The organism is Endozoicomonas sp. 2B-B (assembly GCF_053470045.1).
Genome location: NZ_JBLZMU010000001.1, coordinates 3766843 through 3787646 on the forward strand (window position 1 = coordinate 3766843; position 20804 = coordinate 3787646).

11 protein-coding genes are annotated in these 20804 nt (G+C 46.9%); all 11 read left to right on the forward strand.

What is annotated here, in order from left to right; all coding sequences use genetic code 11:
* The first annotated feature begins 173 nt into the window (after positions 1–173).
* The 11 genes from ACOMHB_RS14290 to ACOMHB_RS14340 all read left to right on the forward strand — a co-directional run bounded on the left by ACOMHB_RS14290 (position 174) and on the right by ACOMHB_RS14340 (position 20711).
* Positions 174–1457 carry a hypothetical protein gene (locus tag ACOMHB_RS14290; protein WP_448217123.1) on the forward strand — a complete coding sequence of 428 codons (1284 nt, stop codon included), beginning with the start codon at positions 174–176 and terminating at the stop codon, positions 1455–1457.
* A complete protein-coding gene (locus tag ACOMHB_RS14295) occupies positions 1451–4561 on the forward strand; it encodes an ankyrin repeat domain-containing protein (protein ID WP_448217124.1) in 3111 nt (1036 codons plus the stop codon). The genes ACOMHB_RS14290 and ACOMHB_RS14295 overlap by 7 nt, the downstream gene beginning before the upstream one ends.
* A 786-nt stretch (positions 4562–5347) precedes the next feature.
* Entirely contained in the window at positions 5348–9307 is a 3960-nt protein-coding gene (locus ACOMHB_RS14300; protein ID WP_448217125.1) for an ankyrin repeat domain-containing protein, read from the forward strand.
* A gap of 239 nt (positions 9308–9546) precedes the next feature.
* The gene (locus ACOMHB_RS14305) at positions 9547–11157 is read left to right on the forward strand and encodes an F-box/WD repeat-containing protein (protein ID WP_448217126.1); all 1611 of its coding nucleotides are present in this window, start codon (positions 9547–9549) and stop codon (positions 11155–11157) included.
* 149 nt (positions 11158–11306) lie between these two features.
* Positions 11307–12878, forward strand: a complete 1572-nt coding sequence (locus ACOMHB_RS14310; protein ID WP_448217127.1) for an F-box/WD repeat-containing protein — start codon at positions 11307–11309, stop codon at positions 12876–12878.
* A 193-nt stretch (positions 12879–13071) separates the two neighbouring features.
* Positions 13072–13398 (forward strand): IS66 family insertion sequence element accessory protein TnpA, encoded by a 327-nt coding sequence (tnpA, locus tag ACOMHB_RS14315; protein WP_448215653.1) that lies wholly within the window; start codon positions 13072–13074, stop codon positions 13396–13398.
* A complete protein-coding gene (gene tnpB, locus ACOMHB_RS14320) occupies positions 13395–13763 on the forward strand; it encodes an IS66 family insertion sequence element accessory protein TnpB (RefSeq protein WP_448215654.1) in 369 nt (122 codons plus the stop codon). The genes tnpA and tnpB overlap by 4 nt, the downstream gene beginning before the upstream one ends.
* Positions 13764–13799: 36 nt before the next feature.
* On the forward strand, positions 13800–15515 hold the full coding sequence (gene tnpC, locus ACOMHB_RS14325) for an IS66 family transposase (protein WP_448215655.1): 1716 nt from the start codon (positions 13800–13802) through the stop codon (positions 15513–15515).
* Positions 15516–15627: 112 nt separating this feature from the next.
* Positions 15628–17235, forward strand: a complete 1608-nt coding sequence (locus ACOMHB_RS14330; protein ID WP_448217128.1) for an F-box/WD repeat-containing protein — start codon at positions 15628–15630, stop codon at positions 17233–17235.
* Positions 17236–17384: 149 nt separating this feature from the next.
* Positions 17385–18938 carry an F-box/WD repeat-containing protein gene (locus ACOMHB_RS14335; protein ID WP_448217129.1) on the forward strand — a complete coding sequence of 518 codons (1554 nt, stop codon included), beginning with the start codon at positions 17385–17387 and terminating at the stop codon, positions 18936–18938.
* A gap of 162 nt (positions 18939–19100) precedes the next feature.
* Positions 19101–20711 carry an F-box/WD repeat-containing protein gene (locus ACOMHB_RS14340; RefSeq protein ID WP_448217130.1) on the forward strand — a complete coding sequence of 537 codons (1611 nt, stop codon included), beginning with the start codon at positions 19101–19103 and terminating at the stop codon, positions 20709–20711.
* Positions 20712–20804: the final 93 nt, after the last annotated feature.

Genomic DNA, 20804 nt, shown 5'->3' on the forward strand with positions numbered 1-20804 from the left:
CTAAGAGTTGTTGGAGTTTTGCGACAGCCTAACAAGGCTTATTCCAATTCTCAGTCTCAACAAAACAGACTACCCTGCATAAACTCAGCAACCTAAACTCTTTGGCAATGTACAGCTTTTACACCTTTCTACAGTTGTCCACTGTATCGTTTGTAGCAACAGTAATTTCCTTTTTGACAAACCCTGAAGTGGCCACTGGTGAATATTTGGAATGGCAGCTGCCTGTAAACCAACAAAGTGATGCCTCTATATCCGTTCGAGCCAGGTCGGTAAGTGTTGCTAAAAAAACTCAGGGCACACGAACACAGTCTTTTACTGGCGAAGTCACTATTTCCGGGCAGATCGACCAGCCATTTATCCTCTGTGCACAAGGCTTAAACGCTCAGGGCTTTACTTATGAAGCCAGTGCTGTTGTACCTTTCCCCTTTTCTGATAGTGATAAATCAACCCATCTTTATGTGCTTAGGTTGAGTGAGCAAACGGGCAGAATGGCGATTAAAGAAAGCCAGCCTTGCCCGGAGTCTTTTAATCAGCCGTATCCATTCACATCAGGGCAATATCTGCGCTCAAAAAAGCCTTTTTTAGTGGTTGATGGACGAGTAGAAAAAACGCTCAATACTCAAAATGCCGGGGCAATTCCTCCCGCCGATATGCCAATCAAGCCTGTGTTGTTTCAAAGCCCTTCAGGTGGTGGCTACGACACTGACGATGACAAGGATTTCAAACGACCGCCCTTTATGCCCGTACCTGACAAAATGATGGTCGACCTGATTCTCCTGCCCACTCTGAGCCTGCCTGCTAACTGGCGTGATTATCTGCCCTTTGTCGGGGTGTACCACTGGCTTACCAATACACAGCCCGAAGGAGTAACGATGGTTGTGCGGTTCGGCGATTCGCCGCCGCTTACCTTCCAAATCAGCCTGGCTGAATCCCGGGAACTGGCGGATAAGCTGCTTAATACACGGGCGCTTTTACACTGGCTCGCCCCCAAACTCAGTGGCAGGGAGCATCTGATACAACAGCTTCTGGAGCTGACAGCAGACTCAGACGAACTACCCGGCCCATTATCTGAAGAAATCCTTAAATCCCTCCGAAAGCAACTGGCTATCGTGTTGGAACTACCCGATACAGAGTTCAGTCTTGAGTTTGAATACTCGGAACTGGAACGCACTTTTAGAAGACAGACCAAGACTCAGACACCCCCCGGAACCGTACAGCTAGTAAACTCCCAAAGCAAAATTTCACAAAATCCCGCAGTGGATAAAGGCAACAAACAGAGTTATTCAGGCACCCAGAAACGGCGCCAAAAAAAAAACAAAACCAGCCAGAGCAGAATTATCCAGAACCTGATAACAAACGTACCGATTACACTCATAATGCACTGTCCGGGAATGTTGAGTATTACACCATCAGGCTGCATCAAACTGAATATCACGTCAGCAAACGACAGGTGTTAGCGATTCTGGACAGGCCTTTGTCAGAAGCCGGTTTAAGGTTATCCTGTCTGGATTGCCAACAAAGCGGGCTTGCGCTTCAGGAAGTAATGCCTCACGCAGAAAGGCACTGGCTAACATGCGATCAGTGTCAACAATTCAGACCCATTGCAGGTACCCTTGATGCGCGCCAAATAATGCTACAAAACCATACCCAAAGTCAGTGCACTCACTACAGAGGGCAGGTACTGGCAACACCTTTAATGGACAATACTCTGACTCTGTTCCGTTTCATGATTCGTTTCGGTACGGAAGAAACCCTGCTCGACCTGTTACAACAGTTCGATTTACCGATAGATGCTGAGGATTTAAATCAGACAGATCGTAACCACAGAACCGTGCTTCACGATCTGGCTCAATATACTTCACCGGCAGTCATCCGGTCGTTTCTTCAGCGTTTCAAGCATTGGGTAACCGCTGAACTAATACAGCTTCCAGACAATTACCGCTGGACTTCAGCACACTACCTGTTTCAATATCAGTCAGAAAAGACCATCATTGAATTCATTCAATCTAATGGCAAGATGATTACCTGGGAATTGCAGTCCCGGCAGAACGACCTGGGTTCAACCCCGCTTCATATTCTTTATCACCGGAATTTCTTCCGGGCAGTGGCGGAAGTGTTTCAAAGATTACAAAATCAGGCAGGCAGACCTGTTAACGAGGATCTGGCAATGCAGGATTTCAGTGGCGTAAACCTGCTGCATATTCTTTTTGCCAGTGGCAATACTCCGCTGATTTATCATTTTATTGACCAGCATTATGACTTGATGACCAGTGATATGCTGTGGTGTGAAAAAGCCGGTAATGACGAAACGCCACTGCACATACTGTTTAAGCAGGGTTCTTCATCTACCATTCAACGGCTTATTGACGGCTGCTATGGTTCCATTCGCCTTAATAAGCTGTTAGGCAAAAAACGAGCCACTGATGGCTATACCCCGCTGCATCTTCTCTTTGCCAGAGGTGATATCTCACTGACCAAAGCATTACTAGACAACCTTGGACGTTGTATTCACAGAAGGGAAGCATTAAAAACCAACCGTGCCGGTGTCTCTGTACTTCAGATGTTGTTACAGAAGGCTTCTCCTATAGCTGCATTGTCCTGGCTGTGTCTGGTTAACTCTAAGCATGAGCAGTTTCTAAAACCACTTCTGGAGACCAACCCTGAACTCAGCTGGGACGAGCTGCTTGATCAGGCCGGGCAGCTCCGGGTCATGACTCCACAACTTAACTGGTTGAAGAAAGAGCGAGAAAAACTTGAACCATCAATTGTTGGAATTTCGGCACCGCTTTCAGAGCCTTTGGCTTCGACAAGGCTTGATCCTGGATCATCAGCTCCGCCGCTGCTTGTACCGGAAGAAGATGAACCTGGGTTATTTGAATCAAGTCAAGATACAAAAAGTCTGGAAGCACCCAAACCCGTTATATCGAAAGCAACGACTTCGGAAGTCTCCATTGCAAAGGCTGAAAAATCTTCAGACGTTATAAGCATCACAGAAAAATCCATAGTCACTGTCGCCAGTGGTGAAAACCAGTTACACGAAATAGCAAGAAACAGCTCAACTGAAGATATTGCAGCAATCTTCGAACGCAATGCTGAAACCATCACGCCAGCCATGCTATCAAAAGCCAATATTGCTGGTCGTACACCTTTTCATATATTGGTTGATCGAAGTATCAGCGCCGGTACTATTTTGTCTTGGCTTTTGCATGGTTTATCAGATGCTGTGGCCAATGAGCTGCTTGATAAAGATCTCTTTAGCGAACATAGTTGGCGACAATTATACGATTACACTCGTGTATCACCTTATCTTGAAAAAGACCTGAAACTCAAACAGGTTCTGGAGCTGCTTAAGCCGATATTCAATCAAGAACCCACATCATCTGAAATGGCTGCATCGCCATCAACTCAGGAGTTTTCAGACGCAGTGGCTCATATAGAGTGTCCAATTTGCATGGAGGCAATGGCCGAAAATGTTGCGGCCACTCCCTGTTGCGGTCAACTCTTCCATAAAGATTGCATTACCCGTTGGGTAAAAGGCAAGAAACAGTGTTCTCTCTGTCGCAAGAGTATTTCAGCCAATCAATTAACAACCATCCGACTGCCTGATATTGTTGTGACGAAAGTGTTTGATGCTCGGCCTAAAGTGAAGCCAGAAGAAAAAAGCTCATCGCCTGATGGAGCAAAAGGTTTTGCCTTTGGTGTTGAACCTGACTTTAAAGCCGGTATGCAATTGGAAACGACAGATAAGATGGGCGATACACCATTACCCCACTTGGCTACTGGTCAAGGCCAAACAGACACCGTCGAAGCCAAGGTATTGTCGGACATTGACCGAATCATCCGCTTTTGGGATTTTAACGTTGCTGCCCGGAATGGCAACACATGGTTGATCAGGGAATCGCTGAAGGTTGATCCCTCCCTGGCCAAAGAGAAGGCTAACGATGGCTCGACGGCTCTTCACTCAGCTGCTCGTAATGGCCAACTAGAAACCATCCAGACATTGCTGAACTTTGACCCCTCCCTGGCCAAAGAGAAGGATAACTATGGCTGTACGGCTCTCCACTTAGCTGCTTATAACGGCCACACAGAGGCCATCCAGACATTGCTGAACTTTGACCCCTCACTGGCCAAAGAGAAGGATAACTATGGCTGTACGGCTCTCCACTTCGCTTCTGAATGTGGCCACTTAAAGGCCACCCAGACATTGCTGAAGTTTGACCGTTCTCTGGCCAAAGAGAAGGATTATTATGGCAATACGGCTCTTCACAAAGCTGTTTCTAATTTTTGGGGCCATACAGTGGTTATCCAGACATTGCTGAAGTTTGACCGCTCGCTGGCCAAAGAGAAGGATAACTACGGCGAAACCGCTCTCCACAAAGCTGCTCGTGAGGGATGCACAGCGGACATTCGGACATTGCTGAACTTTGACCGCTCCCTGGCCAAAGAAAAGGATAACGATGGCAAAACGGCTCTCGACTTTGCTATCAAGTGTGGCCACAGAAAGTGCAAGAAACTTCTTGAAGACTATGGAGCCCAACCATCGGGCAGCCTTCAACAGTGAGAAATAAAATTGCGCGGAGAACCGATTCTTGATTATTTCAAACCTCGCCCTCATACTGCGCCAAACCCGTCGCAGTACCTTTGACCTCCCCATCCTTAATAAACGCCTTTTCACCAACGTTTCTCGACTTTAGTCTTCAGGTAGCACGCCGAAAAATAGCTGCATCAATTTTGGAAGAGACTAGCAGCCTGTCGGACTTAAGCGTCCGTAGCGAGGATTGCAAGAAATTGAGGATAAAAATCTCTGTTTCTGAGGAGAATAGCGAGCTATTTGACGAAGAAACAGAGATTTTTAGACCAATTTATTGCAACCGCAGTAGGACAGTCTTAAGTCCGACAGGCTGCTAGTGCAGCTAAGCCTTGATATCCATACAGCCCTCGTTCCCAAGCTCTGAGGTCGTCATTCCCGCGAAGGCGGGAATCCAGCGCCAACAGTGGGTCTCTGCCTTCTCGCGGATGAAAAGGCCAGGGGCACCGGGCAGTATGGTTCTGGTGGTGAGTCAGTGTGGATTCCCGCCTTCGCGGGAATGACGGGAGTCTAGCCGGGAATGACGGGAGTCTTGCCGGGAATGACGGGAGGGGAACCAGGGTTTTTCGACAACCTCGGAGCATGGGAACGAGCTGCTGGAGTTTTGCGACAGCCTCACAAGGCTTATTCCAATTCTCAGTCTCAACAAAACAGACTACCCTGTATAAACTCAGCAACCTAAACTCTTTGGCAATGTACATCTTTTACACCTTTCTACAGCTGTCGACTGTATCATTTGTAGCAACAGTACTTTCCATTTTGACAAATCCTGAAGTGGCCGCTGGTGAATATTTGGAATGGCAGTTGCCTGTAAACCAACAAAGTGATGCCTCTATATCCGTTCGAGCCAGGTCGGTAAGTGTTGCTACAAAAACTCAGGGCACACGAACACAGTCTTTTACTGGCGAAGTCACTATTTCCGGGCAGATTAACCAGCCATTTATTGTCTGTGCACAAGGCTTAAACGCTCAGGGCTTTACTTATGAAGCCAGTGCTGTTGTACCTTTCCTTTTTTCTGATAGTGATAAATCAACCCATCTTTATGTGCTTAGGTTGAGTGAGCGAACGGGCAGAATGACGATTAAAGAAAGCCAGCCTTGCCCGGAGTCTTTTAATCACCCGTATCCATTCACATCAGGGCAATATCTGCGTTCAAAAAAGCCTTTTTTAGTGGTAGATGGACGAGTAGAAAAAACGCGCGATACTCAAAATGCCGGGGCAATTCCTCCCGCCGATATGCCAATCAAGCCTGTATTGTTTCAAAGCCCTTCAGGTGGTGGCTACGACACTGACGATGACAACGATTTCAAACGACCGCCCTTTATGCCCGTACCCGACAAAATGATGGTCGACCTGATTCTCCTGCCCACTCTGAGCCTGCCTGCTAACTGGCGTGATTATCTGCCCTTTGTCGGGGTGTACCACTGGCTTACCAATACACAGCCCGAAGGGGTAACGATGGTTGTGCGGTTCGGTGATTCGCCGCCGCTTACCTTCCAAATCAGCCTGGCTGAATCCCGGGAACTGGCGGATAAGCTGCTTGATACACGGGCGCTTTTACACTGGCTCGCACCCAGACTCAGTGGCAGGGAGCAACTGATACAACGGCTTCTGGCGCTGACAGCAGACTCAGATGAACTGCCCAACCCATTATCTGAAGAAATCCTTAAATCCCTCCGAAAGCAACTGGCTATCGTGTTGGAACTTCCAGATACTGAGTTCAGTCTTGAGTTTGAATACTCGGAACTGGAACGCACTTTTAGAAGACAGACCAAGACTCAGACACCCCCCGAAACCATACAGTTGGGAAACTCCGAAAGCACAAGTTCACAAAATCCCGCAGTGAATAAAGGCAACAAACAGCGTTATTCAGGCCGCCAGACACGCAACAATGAAAAACAACAAAACCAGCCAGAGCAGAATTATCCAGAACCTGATAACAAAGGTACCGATTTCACTCATAATGCATTTTTCGGGGATGATGAGTATTACACCGTCATACTGCATCAAACCGAATATCACGTCAGCAAACGACAGGTGTTAGCGAATCTGGACAGGCCTGCGTCAGAAGCCGGTTTAAGGCTATCTTGTATGGATTGCGAACAAAGCGGGTTTTTGCTTCAGGAGTTACTGCCTCACGCAGAAAGGCACTGGATAACATGCGATCAGTGTCAACAATTCAGACCCATTGCAGGTACCCTTGACGCACGCCAAGTAATGCTAAAAAGCCATACCCAAAGTCAGTGCACTCGGTACAGAGGGCAGGTACCGGGAACACCTTCAATGGACAATACTCTGACTCTGTTCCGTTTCATGATTCGTTTCGGAACGGAAGAAACCCTGCTCGACCTGTTACAACAATTCGATTTACCGATAGTCGCTGAGGATTTAAATCAGACCGATCGTAACCACAGAACCGTGCTTCACGATCTGGCCCAATATACTTCACCGGCAGTCATCCGGTCGTTTCTGCAGCGTTTCAAGCATTGGCTAACCGCTGAACTGATACAGCTTCCAGACAATGACGGCTGGACATCAGCACACTACCTGTTTCAATATCAGTCAGAACAGGACATCATGGAAACCATTCGATCCAATGGCAAGATGATTACCTGGGAATTGCAGGCCCGGCAGAATCGCAGAGGTTCAACTCCGCTTCATATTCTTTATCACCGGAATTTCTTCCGGGCAGTGGAGGGAGTGTTTCAAAGATTACAAAATCAGACAGGCAGACCTGTTCGCCAGGATCTGGCAATGCAGAATTTCAGTGGCGCAAACCTGCTGCATATTCTTTTTGCCAGTTGCAGTAACACGCTGATTTATAATTTTATTGACCAGAATTATTCCCTGATGACCGGTGCTATGCTGGAGGCTGAAGCCCATAATGGCGAAACGCCACTGCACATACTGTTTGGTCAGGCTTATCCATCTACCATTCAACGGCTTATTGAAGGCTGTCGCATTTACCTTGACTCTAAGGTGTTAGGCAAAAAACGAGCCATTGATGGCTATACCCCGCTGCATCTTCTCTTTGCCAGAGGTAATATCTCACTGACCAAAGCATTTCTGGGCAGGGTTTACTTTGATTATCTCATAGGATTAACAACCAACCATGCCGGTGTCTCTGTATCTCAGATGTTTTTACAGCATACTTCTCCTGCAGCTGCATCGTCCTGGTTGCGGGCTAACCTTGAGCATAAGCATGAGCAGCTTCTAAAAACACTTTTGGAGACTAACCCTGAACTCAGCTGGGACCAGCTGTTTCAACAGGCCGGGCTGCTTCAAGTCAGGTCACATCGACTTGACTGGTTGAAGGTAGAGCGAGAAAAAAGCATCACAGAAAAATCCATAGTCACTGTCGCCAGTGGTGAAAACCAGTTACACGAAATAGCAAGAAACAGCTCACCTGAAGAGATTGCAGCATTCTTTGAACGCAATGCTGAAACCATTACGCCAGCCATGCTATCGAAAGCCAATATTACTGGTTGTACGCCTTTTCATATATTGGTTGATCGAGGTATCAGCGCCGGTACTATTTTTTCCTGGCTTTTGCATGGTTTATCAGATGCTGTGGCCAATGAGCTGCTTGATAAAGATCTCTTTGACGCACTTGGCTGGCAGCCTTTATACGATTATGCCCGTGTATCTTCTTATCTTGAAAAAGACCTGAAGCTCAAACAGGTTCTGGAGCTGCTTGAGCCGATATTCAATCAAAAACCTACATCATCGGAAATTGCTTCATCGCCATCAACTCAGGAGTCTACAGACGCAGTGGCTCACATGGAGTGTCCAATTTGTATGGAGGCAATGGTCGAAAATGTTGCGGCCACTCCCTGTTGCGGTCAACTCTTCCATAAAGATTGCATTACCAGTTGGGTAAAAAGCAAAAATGAGTGTTCTCTCTGCCGCAAGAGTATTTCAGCCAATCAATTAACAACCATCCGACTGCCTGAGATTTTTGTGACGAAAGTGTTTGATGTTCAGCCGAAAGTGAAGCCAGAAGAAAAAAGCTCGTCGCCTGATGGAGCAAAATTACCCCACTTTGCTTCCGGTCAAGGTCACACAGGGACCATCAAGGCCAAGGTATTGCCGGACAGTGACCGAATCAAGCGCCTTCGGGATTTGCACTCTGCTGTCCGCACTGGCATCACACCATTGATCAAGAAAATGCTGGCGTTTGAACCCTCCCTGGCCAAAGAGAAGATTGATGGCGAAACGGCTCTCCACTTGGCTGCTTCGGAAGGCCAAACAGAGGTCATCCAGACATTGCTGAACTTTGACCCCGCCCTGGTCAAAGAGAAGAATATCTTTGGCGAAACGGCTCTCCACAAAGCTGCTTATGAAGGCCCCACAGAGACCATCCAAAAATTGCTGAAAATTGCCCCCTCACTGGCCAAAGAGAAGGACAACGATGGCAAAACGGCTCTCCACAATGCTGCTTTTCTTGGCCACACAGTGGCCATCCAGACATTTCTGGACTTTGACCGCTCACTGGCCAAAGAGAAGGACAACGATGGCAAAACGCCTCTCCACACAGCCGCTGATTGGGACCATCCAGAGGTCATCCAGAAATTGCTGGACTCTGACCGCTCACTGGCCAAAGAGAAGGATAAATATGGCAGGACAGCTCTCGACTATGCTATGCAGCTTATCTGCACAGACTGCAAGAAACTTCTTGAAGACTATGGAGCCCAACCATCGGGCAGCCTTCAACAGTGAGCAATAAAAGTGAAAATCACTGAATTACGGAGGAATCATTTATTGTCTGTTGTCACTGAGTGACACTATCTCAGTAGCACTATCTCAGTAGCACTATCCTGCATGCACCAAAAATCATTTTGTTAGTTGTACTTACCAACCTGTTTTGAACTTTCATTCTAAAACTGTCTCTGACTGACTAAAAATTTCTAAACGTCCTTGTTGATCAAAGATAAATAACAACTTTGCAGGAGCCCGTCATGCATGGAATAGATAATAAACCCGTTATTGAACCGCCAATAACGCAAACTCAAGTCCTATCGCTAACACCAACGGGTAACAGTGCAGGCTGGTCCATTACTGTATCTGACGAGGAAAAAAAATCTTCATTTCAGGATTTAACCTCAGATACGCTGTCCCTGATTTTTCGCCATTTGAAACTTCGGGATATTCGCAGTTTACAAAAGGTTTGTACCCGCCTTCGCGACGTGATCAAAGAAGATAGCGCTCTGGCAAAAGCCTGGTATCGCCAGTTTTCTTCGGCACACCAGAATCAGCTGAAGATGACGCTCTCCTTAAAAGACAAGAATCAATTCCGAGCCTGGTTTGAGTTGTTTTCCATTGATAAGGCGTTACTCCGGTCACTTACAGAGCGCGAGCCGACGAGTGTTTATTCACCGGCTCTATTATTTTTCACCAGGGCTAAGCTGATGTCTCAATGTAAAACCTTTGAATTAGTCAGAAAAGCCACCATTGACAAAATTTATAAAGCCAACTCAGACACCAGCTCTGACGAGCTCCTGATTATGGAAGCTGACAATAGAGTCTACTCAGCCGACCTCAGTGCTGATGGCCGCTATCTGGTCACCGCCAATGGCGACAATACAGTAAAAATCTACGGCCACAAGACGGATGGAACATGGGAAATTAAAACCACCATTCCTCTTGATAGACAGGTCGTATCAGCAATTTTCAGTCCCGATGGTCACCATCTGTTGATCGTCTGTTCGTATGGCTATGGCATGGTGAAGGTATTTGACTTGGGATCTAATGAAACATGGCAACCAAAGGCCACCATTCGCCATGATAATCTAATCTCTTCTGCCACTTTCAGCACCGATAGTCGACATGTAGTAACCGCCAGTTTGGATCACACAGCAAAAATCTACAGTCAGAAGGATGATGGATCATGGAATTCAACTGCCATCCTTGCCCATTACGATGCTATCCATTCAGCCATTTTCAGCACCGATGGCCGCCATTTGCTAATTGCCTGCAGGGATAAAACCGCGAAAATCTACAGCCAGAACGGCAGATTATGGGAAGAAAAAGAAGTTTTTCCCCATGAGGAGGCTATCCTGTCAGCCGCCTTCAGCGCCGATGATCGCTATGTGGTTACCGTCGGTATGAATGATTGCAAGGCAAGAATCTATGAGAAGAAATCCGATGGATCATGGGAAGAAAATACCTTCATTCAACACACTAAATATGTCAAATCCGCCACCTTCAGCCCCGATGGCCGTCATTTAGTGACGGCCAGAAGAGATCAAACCGTGAAAATTTACGGCCGAAAAGCCGATGGCTTATGGAAAGAAAAAGCCTCTTTTTTCCATGATGATTGGGTCTTTTCAGCCACCTTCAGCCCTGACGGCCGTCATGTGGTGACTGCAAGCAAGGACGGAACGGCGAAAATCATTGGTCAGCAGGATGATGGCTCATGGTTAGAAAAAGCCAACATTTTCCATGATGACTCTATTTCATCGGCCAGCTTCAGCGCCGATGGCAGCCAGGTGATCACATCCAGTATGGATGGCATAGTGAAAATCACTGAATTACGGAGAAATCATTCATTGTCTGCTGTCACTGAGTGACATCTTTCTGCATGCACCGAAAGGCATTTTGTTAGTTCCACTGATCAGCCTGTTATGAACGTTCATTCTGAAATTTTCTCTAACTGACTGAATATTTTTTAACTGCCCTTGTTGATCAACGATAAAAAGCAACTTTGCAAGAGCCAGTCATGAATGGCATAAATAAAAATCGCGTTACTGAATCACCACTAACACAAGCTCTATCGCTAACAACAACGGATAACAGTGCGGGCAGGTCCGTTACTGTATCTGACAAGGAAATAAAATATTCATTTCAGGATTTAACCTCAGATACACTGTCCCTGATTTTTCGCCATTTGAAACTTCGGGATATTCGCAGTTTACAAAAGGTATGTACCCGCCTTCGCGACCTGATCAAAGAAGACAAGGCTCTGGCAAAAGCCTGGTTTCGCCAGTTTTCTTCATCACACCAGAATCAACTGAGAATGCCCCTCACCATTAAAGATAAGAATCAACTCCGAGCCTGGTTTGAGTCCTTTTCCGATGATCAGGCGTTACTCCAGTCACTCACAGAGCGCGAGCCGACGAGTGTTTATTCACCCGCTCTATTATTTTTCACCAGGGCTGAGCTGATGTCTCAATGTAAAACCTATGAATTAGTCACCAGAGCCACCATTGACAAAACTTATAAAGCGAACTCATCCCCCCCCATTGCCGGTCCCTTGAATAGGCCAGAGCTCAATAGGGTTAACTCAGCCGCTCTCAGTGCTGATAGCCGCTATCTGGTCACAGCTAATGGAGACCATACGGCAAAAATCTACGGCCTCAAGGCTAATGGAATATGGGAAATAAAAACCACTATTCCCCATGACAAACCGGTTGTATCAGCCATTTTCAGCCCCGATAGTCACCATCTATTAACCGTAAGTTTTAATGCGGCGAAGATATATGATCTGGCATGGGATGAATCATGGGAACCAAACACTACCTTTCGCCATGGTGCTCTCATCAATTCAGCCACCTTCAGCACTGATAGTCGTCATGCGGTGATCACCGGTTGTGATAACACAGGGAAAATCCTTAGCCGGAAGGATGATGGATCGTGGCGATTAACGGCCACCCTCAGGAAAGCCTACAACTCAGCCAACTTCAGCGATGATGGCTGCCATGTGGTCACCACCTCTTTTAATAAAACGGTGGAAATTCATAGCCAGAAGGCGGATGGATCATGGGAAGAAACAGATTCCATTCCCCATAGTGGTAAAGTCATTTCAGCCAATTTCAGCCCCAATGGTTGCTATTTGGTCACCGCCAGTATGGATTGCAGGACGAAACTCTTTGAGAAGAAGTCCGATGGATCATGGAAAGAAAATACCCTCACTCGATACAACAACGTTAACAAATCGGCCACCTTCAGCCCCGATAGCCGCCATTTAGTGACCGGCAGCAACTTTGGCACAGTGAATATCTACGGTCGAAACGCCAATGGTGTATGGAAAGTAAAAGCCATTTTTTTCCATGATGATGAAGTATTGTCAGCCAGCTTCAGCCCTGATGGCCGCCACCTGGTGTCAATTTACAAGCGTTGTAAAACGGCAAAAATCATTGGTCAGCAGGATAATGGCTCATGGTTAGAAAAAGCCAACATTGTCCATGATGACTTTATCACATCGGCCAGCTTCAGCGCCGATGGCAGTCAGGTGATCACATCCAGTAAAGATGGCATAGTGAAAATCACTGAATTACGGAGAAATCATTAATTGTCTGCTGTCACTGAGTGACACCCTTTTGAATGTACCGAAAGTCATTTTGTTAATTTCACTGACCAGCCTGTTATGAACTTTCACTCTGAAACTGTCTCTGACTGACTAAAGTAAACGCCAAATAAACCCACGCCCTTCAGAATCAAAACCCCATTTGAAATGATTAGCCTCCCGATATAAGGAGGCCAATATGTCAAAGAAATTACCCGCAGACAGTGAATGGCTAGAGCGTGTTCAGTCGTGGCGGGATTCAGGTTTGACTCAGAGTGCGTGGTGCCAACAGCATGGTATAAGGGTATCCAAATTCGGATACTGGAAGCGTAAACTCGACACAACCCCCAGCGTAAAACCGACCCCGAACAACTCTGGCTTTGTCCAGGTAACACCCCAACCAGAACCTGGTGCGCCTTCTCGGATAACACCACTCTCCATCACCCTACCCAGTGGTGTAACAGTGTCCGGTATTGATGAAAGTAACCTGTCGCTTTGTGAGCAACTGGTGAGGGATATGCTATGAACACCCCGGTTATGCGACCGTCAGAGGTATTACCAAAGGTGTTTCTCTACCGGGAGCCGATTGACTTTCGCAAGTCATTTCGTGGGCTTGCTGTGTTGGTTGAACAAGAGCTGGGGCACAACCCCTTTGACGGCTATTTATATGCGTTTACCAACCGGCAGCGTAATAAAATCAAGTGCCTGTTCTGGGAAGATAATGGTTTTGTGCTTTATTACAAGAGCCTGTCTGAGGACAAATTCCACTGGCCCAAACCGGACGAAGAGCTGGTTACATTAACCGGGAAACAATTAAACTGGCTGCTGGACGGCTACAATCTCAATGCCATGCAACCCCATAAAAAAAGGCATTATGAGAGCTGTTTTTAGTCCTGTTTTTCAGGGTTTTATGGTAAAATAGCGACCATGAAATCGACCGCCGACACTCTGATTTTTCAGCCGAAATCCGCACTGGATTTGCCCTTTCATCAGGCTGAGACTAACCCTGAAATGGTCGCCTTGTTTGAGGCGATCCATTCGCAGGAAAGTGTCATTCTTGAAAAAGAAAATGCCCTTCTTGAAAAAGAAAATGCCCTTCTTGAAAAAGAAAATGCCCTTCTTGAAAAAGACGACATTATTCAAAAGAAGTCAGAGGTCATCGATTCTCAAAAAAAACGCATTGCGCAACTGGAAGAGTACCTGAGGCTCTCCCGATCCCGCCTGTACGGAAGAAGCACTGAAAAAAACAACAGCCAGGTCGACATTTTCAACGAGGTGGAGCTGGAAGGCTGCACCGGAGAGCAAGACGAAGCTGAAGGTCAGCCAGAGCAAGAGCCTCCAAAACCACGCAAAAAGAAAACAGGGCGCAAGTCATTTTCAGAGTCTCTGCCCAGAGTGCAGGAACGCTCTGAACTCAGTGAAGAAGAAAAAGCCGGAGCCATTGATACCTTCTTTGTCAAAGTCCGTGAAGAGCTTGATATCGTTCCGACCAAGGTTCAGGTGAAAGAAATTCTGCAAGAGAAAGCAGTCTTTCCAGAAGTCGATGAGCATGGACAGGAGAAGCGGGTCATTAAAGTTGCAGAGCTGCCAAAACACCCACTGCCCAAATCTTCACTCTCTGTTTGCACACTGGCCTGGATCATTGTCTCCAAGTACTGCGACGCACTGCCTTTGTACAGGCAAGAGAATATCCTCAAGCGATACGGTGGCTCTGTCACCCGGACGACGATGGCCAACTCTTTGATTCGGCTGTCTACAGAACTGCGGCCACTCATCAATTTGATGAGAGATCATCAAAAGACCGGTTCGGTGATCCATGCTGACGAAACCCGAATTCAGGTGATCAAGGAAACCAGCAAGTCCATCAACTCTGACAAATATATGTGGGTCAGCCTTGGTGGGCCACCCGGACAAACATCGGTGGTGTTTGAATACGATCCCTCAAGAGGCAAGGAGGTTCCCCTGCGTCTGTTCGAAGGGTTCAGCGGTTACCTGCAAACTGACGGGTATGCCAGTTACGACGCTGTATGCAAACAAGAAGGCATCACCCAGGCGGGTTGCTTCGACCACGTTCGCAGGAAATTTCTGGATGCCAGGAAGGGCGAAGCCAAACCGGGCAAAAAGGTGAAAAACACCCGCGTTAGCAAGGCGAATGTCGCTTTAGGCAAAATCGGTAAGCTTTACGCCATTGAGAAAGAAATAGGAGATCTTCCTCCATCAGAAAAAGCCATCCTGCGTCAGCAAAAGAGTAAGCCACTACTGGACGACTTTCATGTATGGCTGGAGAAAAACATAACCAGGCTAGACCCGGGCAGCCTGTCGCACCAAGCCATGAGCTATGCATTGAACCAATGGCCAAAACTGGTCGTTTACTGTGACAACGGCCACCTGGATATCAGTAATGCCGCAGCGGAAAACACCATCCGCCCCTTCGCTATTGGCCGCAAGAACTGGATGTTTGCAGACACGCCAAAAGGGGCGCAAGCCAGTGCCCTTTTATACAGCCTGATTGAAAGCGCAAAGGTGAATGGTCTGGAGCCTTTCAATTACCTGAACCATATTTTAAAAGAGCTGCCTTACGCCGATACCGTTGAGAAACTGGAACAGCTTCTCCCCTGGAATGTTAAGACAGGCAAAGAATAAGAAATCTTGGGGGCGGCAGCCAGTACGCTGGTTTATTTGGCGCTTACTGACTAAATAATTTTTAAACGTCCTTGCTGATCGTAGATAAATAACAACTTTTCAGGAACCAGGCATGCATGGAATAAATAATAAGCCCGGTATTGAACCACCACTGACGCAGGCTCTATCGCTAACACCAACGGGTATCCATGCAGGCAGATCCATCGCTGTAGCTGACAAGAAAGAAAAGCAAAAACATTCATTGCAGGATTTGGCCTCAGATACACTGTCCCTGATCTTTTGCCATTTGAAACTTCGGGATATTCGCAGTTTACAGAAGGTCTGTACCCGTCTTCGCGACGTTATCAGAGAAGATAAGACACTGGCAAAAGCCTGGTATCGCCAGTTTTCTCCTCAACATCAGTCTCAACTAAGGATGACCATCACTGTAAAAAATAAGAATCAACTGCGTGCCTGGTTTGAATCGTTTTCCAATGATCAGGCGTTCATCGAGTCGCTTACGAATCGCCGACCAACGAGTGTTTATTTACCTGCTCTGTTATTTTTCACCAAGGCTGAGCTGATGTCGAACTGTAAAACCTTTGAATTAGTCACTAAAGCTACCATTGATAAAACTTATAAAACCAACTCAGCCACCGGCATTATTAATCGCATCCGCCTGGGACAGCTCAGTAAAGTCAATTCAGCCGCCCTCAGCAGCGATGGCCGTTATCTGGTCACCGCCAATGGAGACAATACGGCAAAAATCTACAGTCAAAACCCTGATGGAACATGGGAAATTAAAACCACCATTCCTCATGAAGGCCATGTCAAATCAGCGATTTTCAGCCCCGATAGTCATCATTTAGTCACCGTCAGTAGTAATAGCATGGCAAAGATATGTGACCTGGAATGCAATGAATCATGGGAACCAAACACCACCATTTCCCATGAAAATCACATCAGATCAGCTGCCTTCAGCACCGATAGCCAACATGTGTTGACCGCCAGTATGGATGGAACGGCGAAAATCCATAGCCAAAAGCGCGATGGTTCCTGGCAGTTAACAGCCATCCTTCCTCATGAGAAATCGCTCTATTCGGCCAGTTTCAGCACCGATGGCTGCCATGTGGTTACCGCCAGTTACGATAACACTGCGAAAATCCATAGTCAGCAGACCGATGGATCATGGACAGAAAAAAAGGTTTTTCCCCATGAGGCGACTGTCCTGTCAGCCGCCTTCAGCGCCGATGGTCGCTATCTGGTCACTGCCAGTATGGATTACAAAGCGAAAATCTATGAGAAGAAGTCCGATGGATCATGGATAAAAAATACCACTATACAACACAAAGATACTGTCAACTCGGGCACTTTCAGCCCCGATAGCCGCCATCTGGCGACTACCAGCAGAGATCGCACAGTGAAAATTTACGGCCGAAAAGTCGATGGCTTATGGGAAGAAAAAGCCTCCTTTCCCCATAAGCTTTGGCTCTTGTCAGCCAACTTCAGTCCTGATAGCCGCCATCTAGTGACTACTGTCTTGTTTTGTAAAACGGCGAAAATCATTGGTCAACAGGATGATGGCTCATGGTTAGAAAAAGCCAACATTGCCCATAATGACTGGATCTCATCGGCCACCTTTAGCGCCGATGCCAGTCAGGTGATCACATCCAGTGAAGATGGCATAGTGAAAATTACTGAACTAAGGAGGAATTATTTATCGCCTGCTGTCACTGAGTGACACCATTCTGCATGCACAAAAAGTCATTTTGTCAGTTTTACTTACCAACCTGTTATGAACTTTCATCCCGGAACTGTCTCTGACTAACTAAATAATTTTCAAAATCCCCTCATAATCGAGAATAAACACCAGCTTTGCAGGATCCAGACATGGATGGAATCAATAATTCCGGTTTTGAGCAACCACTGACGCAAGTTCAAGCTCTATCGCTAAGACCAACGGGTCACCACGCGGCCAGGTCCATCACTGAAGCTGACAAGCAAGAAAAGCAAAATCTTTCATTGCAAGATTTAGACTCAGATACACTTTCCATGATCTTTTGCCATTTGAAACTTCGGGATATTCGCAGTTTACAAAAGGTATGTACCCGCCTTCGGGAAGTTATCAAAGAAGATAACACACTGGCAAAAGCCTGGTATCGCCAGTTTTCATCACCACACCAGAATCAACTGGGGATGACCATCACCAGCAAAGATAAAAATCAACTCCGAGCCTGGTTTGAGTCGTTTTCCAATGATCAGGCGTTAATCAAGTTACTCACAGATCGCCAGCTGACGAGTGTTTATTCACCTGCTCTATTATTTTTCACCAAGGCTAAGCTGATGTCTCAATGTGAAACCTTTGAATTAGTCACTAAGGCCTCCATTGACATAAAGTGTGATGTGTACTCAGCAGAACTCAGTGCTGATGGCCGATACCTGGTCACCGCCAATGAAGACCATACGGCAAAAATCTACGGCCAAAAGGCTGATGAAACATGGGACAAAGAAACCAGCATTCCCTATGACTTCTGGGTCCAATCAGCGACCTTCAGCAACGACAGTCAACATGTAGTGACAGCCAGTCTGGATGGCAGGGCCAAGATATATGATCTGGTGCGCAATGAATCATGGGAACCAAACACCACCATTGCCCATGATCTTGACATCACGTCAGCTGCCTTCAGCACCGATTGCCAACATGTAGTGACCGCCAGTGGCGACCGAACAGCGAAAATCCATAGCCAACAACGCGATGGGTCATGGAAATTAACCGCTACCCTTCGCCATAAAGGAGCTGTCTGGTCAGCCAGTTTCAGCACCGATGGCCGCTATGTGGTAACCGCCAGTGATGATAATACTGCGAAAATCCATAGACAGGTAGTCGATGGATTATGGGAAGAAATAGATGTCATCCGCCATAATGACATTGTCCGGTCAGCCACCTTCAGTCCCAATGGCCACTATTTGGTGACTGCCAGTAATGATCGCACTGCGAAAATCTATGAGCAGAAGTCCGATGTTTCATGGGAAAAAAATACCATCATTCGACGCGAGGAACCTATTAGCTCAGCCACCTTCAGCCCCGATGGCCATCACTTGGTGATTGCCTGCCAGGATGGCACAGTGAAAATTTGCAGCAGAAAAGCCAATGGTTTATGGGAAGAAAAAGCCACCTTTTCCCATAAGCGTTGTACCTTATCAGCCACCTTCAGCCCAGATGGCCGTCATCTGGTGACTGCGAGCAGGGACAAGACGGCGAAAATCATTGGTCAGCAGGATGATGGCACATGGTCAGAAAAGGCCAGGATTGTTCATGATGGCCCTATCTTATCGGCCACCTTTAACGCCGATGGCAGTCAGGTGATCACATCCAGTGAGGACGGCACAGTGAGAATCACTGAACTGCGAAGGAATCATCTATTGTCTGCTGTCACTGAGTGACGCTATCTCATCAACACCATTGCGCATGCACCGAAAGTCATTTTGTTAGTTTCACTGACCAGCCTGTTTTGAACTTTCATTCTGGAAATGTCTCTGCTCACTAAATAATTTTTAAACCGCCCTGACGATCGAGAATAATCAACAGCTTTGCAGGATCCAGACATGAATGGAATCAATAATTCCGGTTTTGAACCACCACCGACGCCAGCTCCAACCAAAGTCCCGGCACTAACGGGTAACTACGCGGGCAGGTCCACCTCTATAGCTGACACGAAAGAAAAGCAAAAACTTTCATTACAGGATTTACCCTCAGAGACACTGTCCTTAATTTTTTGCCATTTGAAACTTCGGGATATTCGCAGTTTACAAAAGGTATCTACCCGCCTTCGCGACACTATCAAAGAAGATAACGCTCTGGCAAAAGCCTGGTTTTGCCAGTTTTCTTCAGAACACCAGTTTCAACTAAGGATGACCATCGCTGGAAAAGATAAGAATCAACTCCGAGCCTGGTTTGAGTCGTTTTCGAATGATCAGGCGTTACTCGAGTCACTCTCAGATCGGCAGCCGACGAGCGTTTATCTAGCAGCTCTGTTATTTTTCAGCAGGGCTGAGCTGATGTCCAAATGTGAAAGATTTGAATTAGTCACTAATGCCACCATTGACAAAATATATAAACCCAACCCAGACCTTCAATTAGTCGATCGTATCCACCTGGAACACCTCAATAGAGTCAATTCAGCCGCCCTCAGTAGTGATGGCCGCTACCTGGTCACGGCCAATGGCGACAATACGGCAAAAATCTACGGCCACAAGCCTGATGGATCATGGGAAATAAAAACAACCATTCCTCATGAAGGATGGGTCAAATCAGCGAATTTCAGCCCCGATAGTCACCATGCAGTGAGCTTCAGTGGTGATGGCACAGCGAAGATTTATGCTCTGGGATGCAATGAATCATGGGAACCAAAAGCCACCATTACTCATTATGATCTCATCAGATCAGCCACCTTCAGCAACGATGGTCGACATATCGTGACCGCCAGTTTGGATAACACAGTTAAAATCAGTAGCCAAAAAGATGATGGATCATGGGTGTTATCAGTCATCTTTTCCCATCATTGTGATATCTATTCAGCCACTTTCAGCACCGATGGCTGCTACGCGTTAATCGCCTGTCAGGATAGGACAGTGAAAATCCATCGCCAGAAGGACAATCCATCATGGGAAGTAAAAGATGTCATTCAACATGGTGGCAGTGTCATCTCAGCCACCTTCAGCGCCGATGGTGACTGTGTAGCCACTGCCAGTATTGTCGATTGCAAGGCGATCATTTACAGCAAGAAGACTGATGGATCATGGGCAGAAAATGCCGTCATTCAACACAGGGGACCTGTCAAGTCGGCCAACTTCAGCCCCGATGGCCGACATCTGGTGACTGCCAGCTATGATCACACAGTAAAAATTTACGACAGAAAAGCCAATGGCTTATGGGAAGAAAAAGCCACCTTTTCCCATAGGAGTCTGGTCATATCAGCCACCTTCAGCCCTGATGGCCGCCATCTGGTGACTGCCAGCTATGACAAAACGGCGAAAATCATTGGTCAGCAGGATGATGGGTCATGGTCAGAAAAAGCCGCCATTGTCCATGATGACTGGCTCTCATCGGCCAACTTTAGCGCCGACGGCAGCCAGGTAATCACATCCAGTGAGGACGGCACGGTGAGAATCACTGAACTGCGAAGGAATCATTTATTGTCTGCTGTCACTGAGTGACGCTATCTCAGTAACACCATCCTGCATCCACCAAAAGTCATTTTGTTAGTTTCACTGACCAGCCCGTCTTGAACTTTCATTCTGGAACTGTCT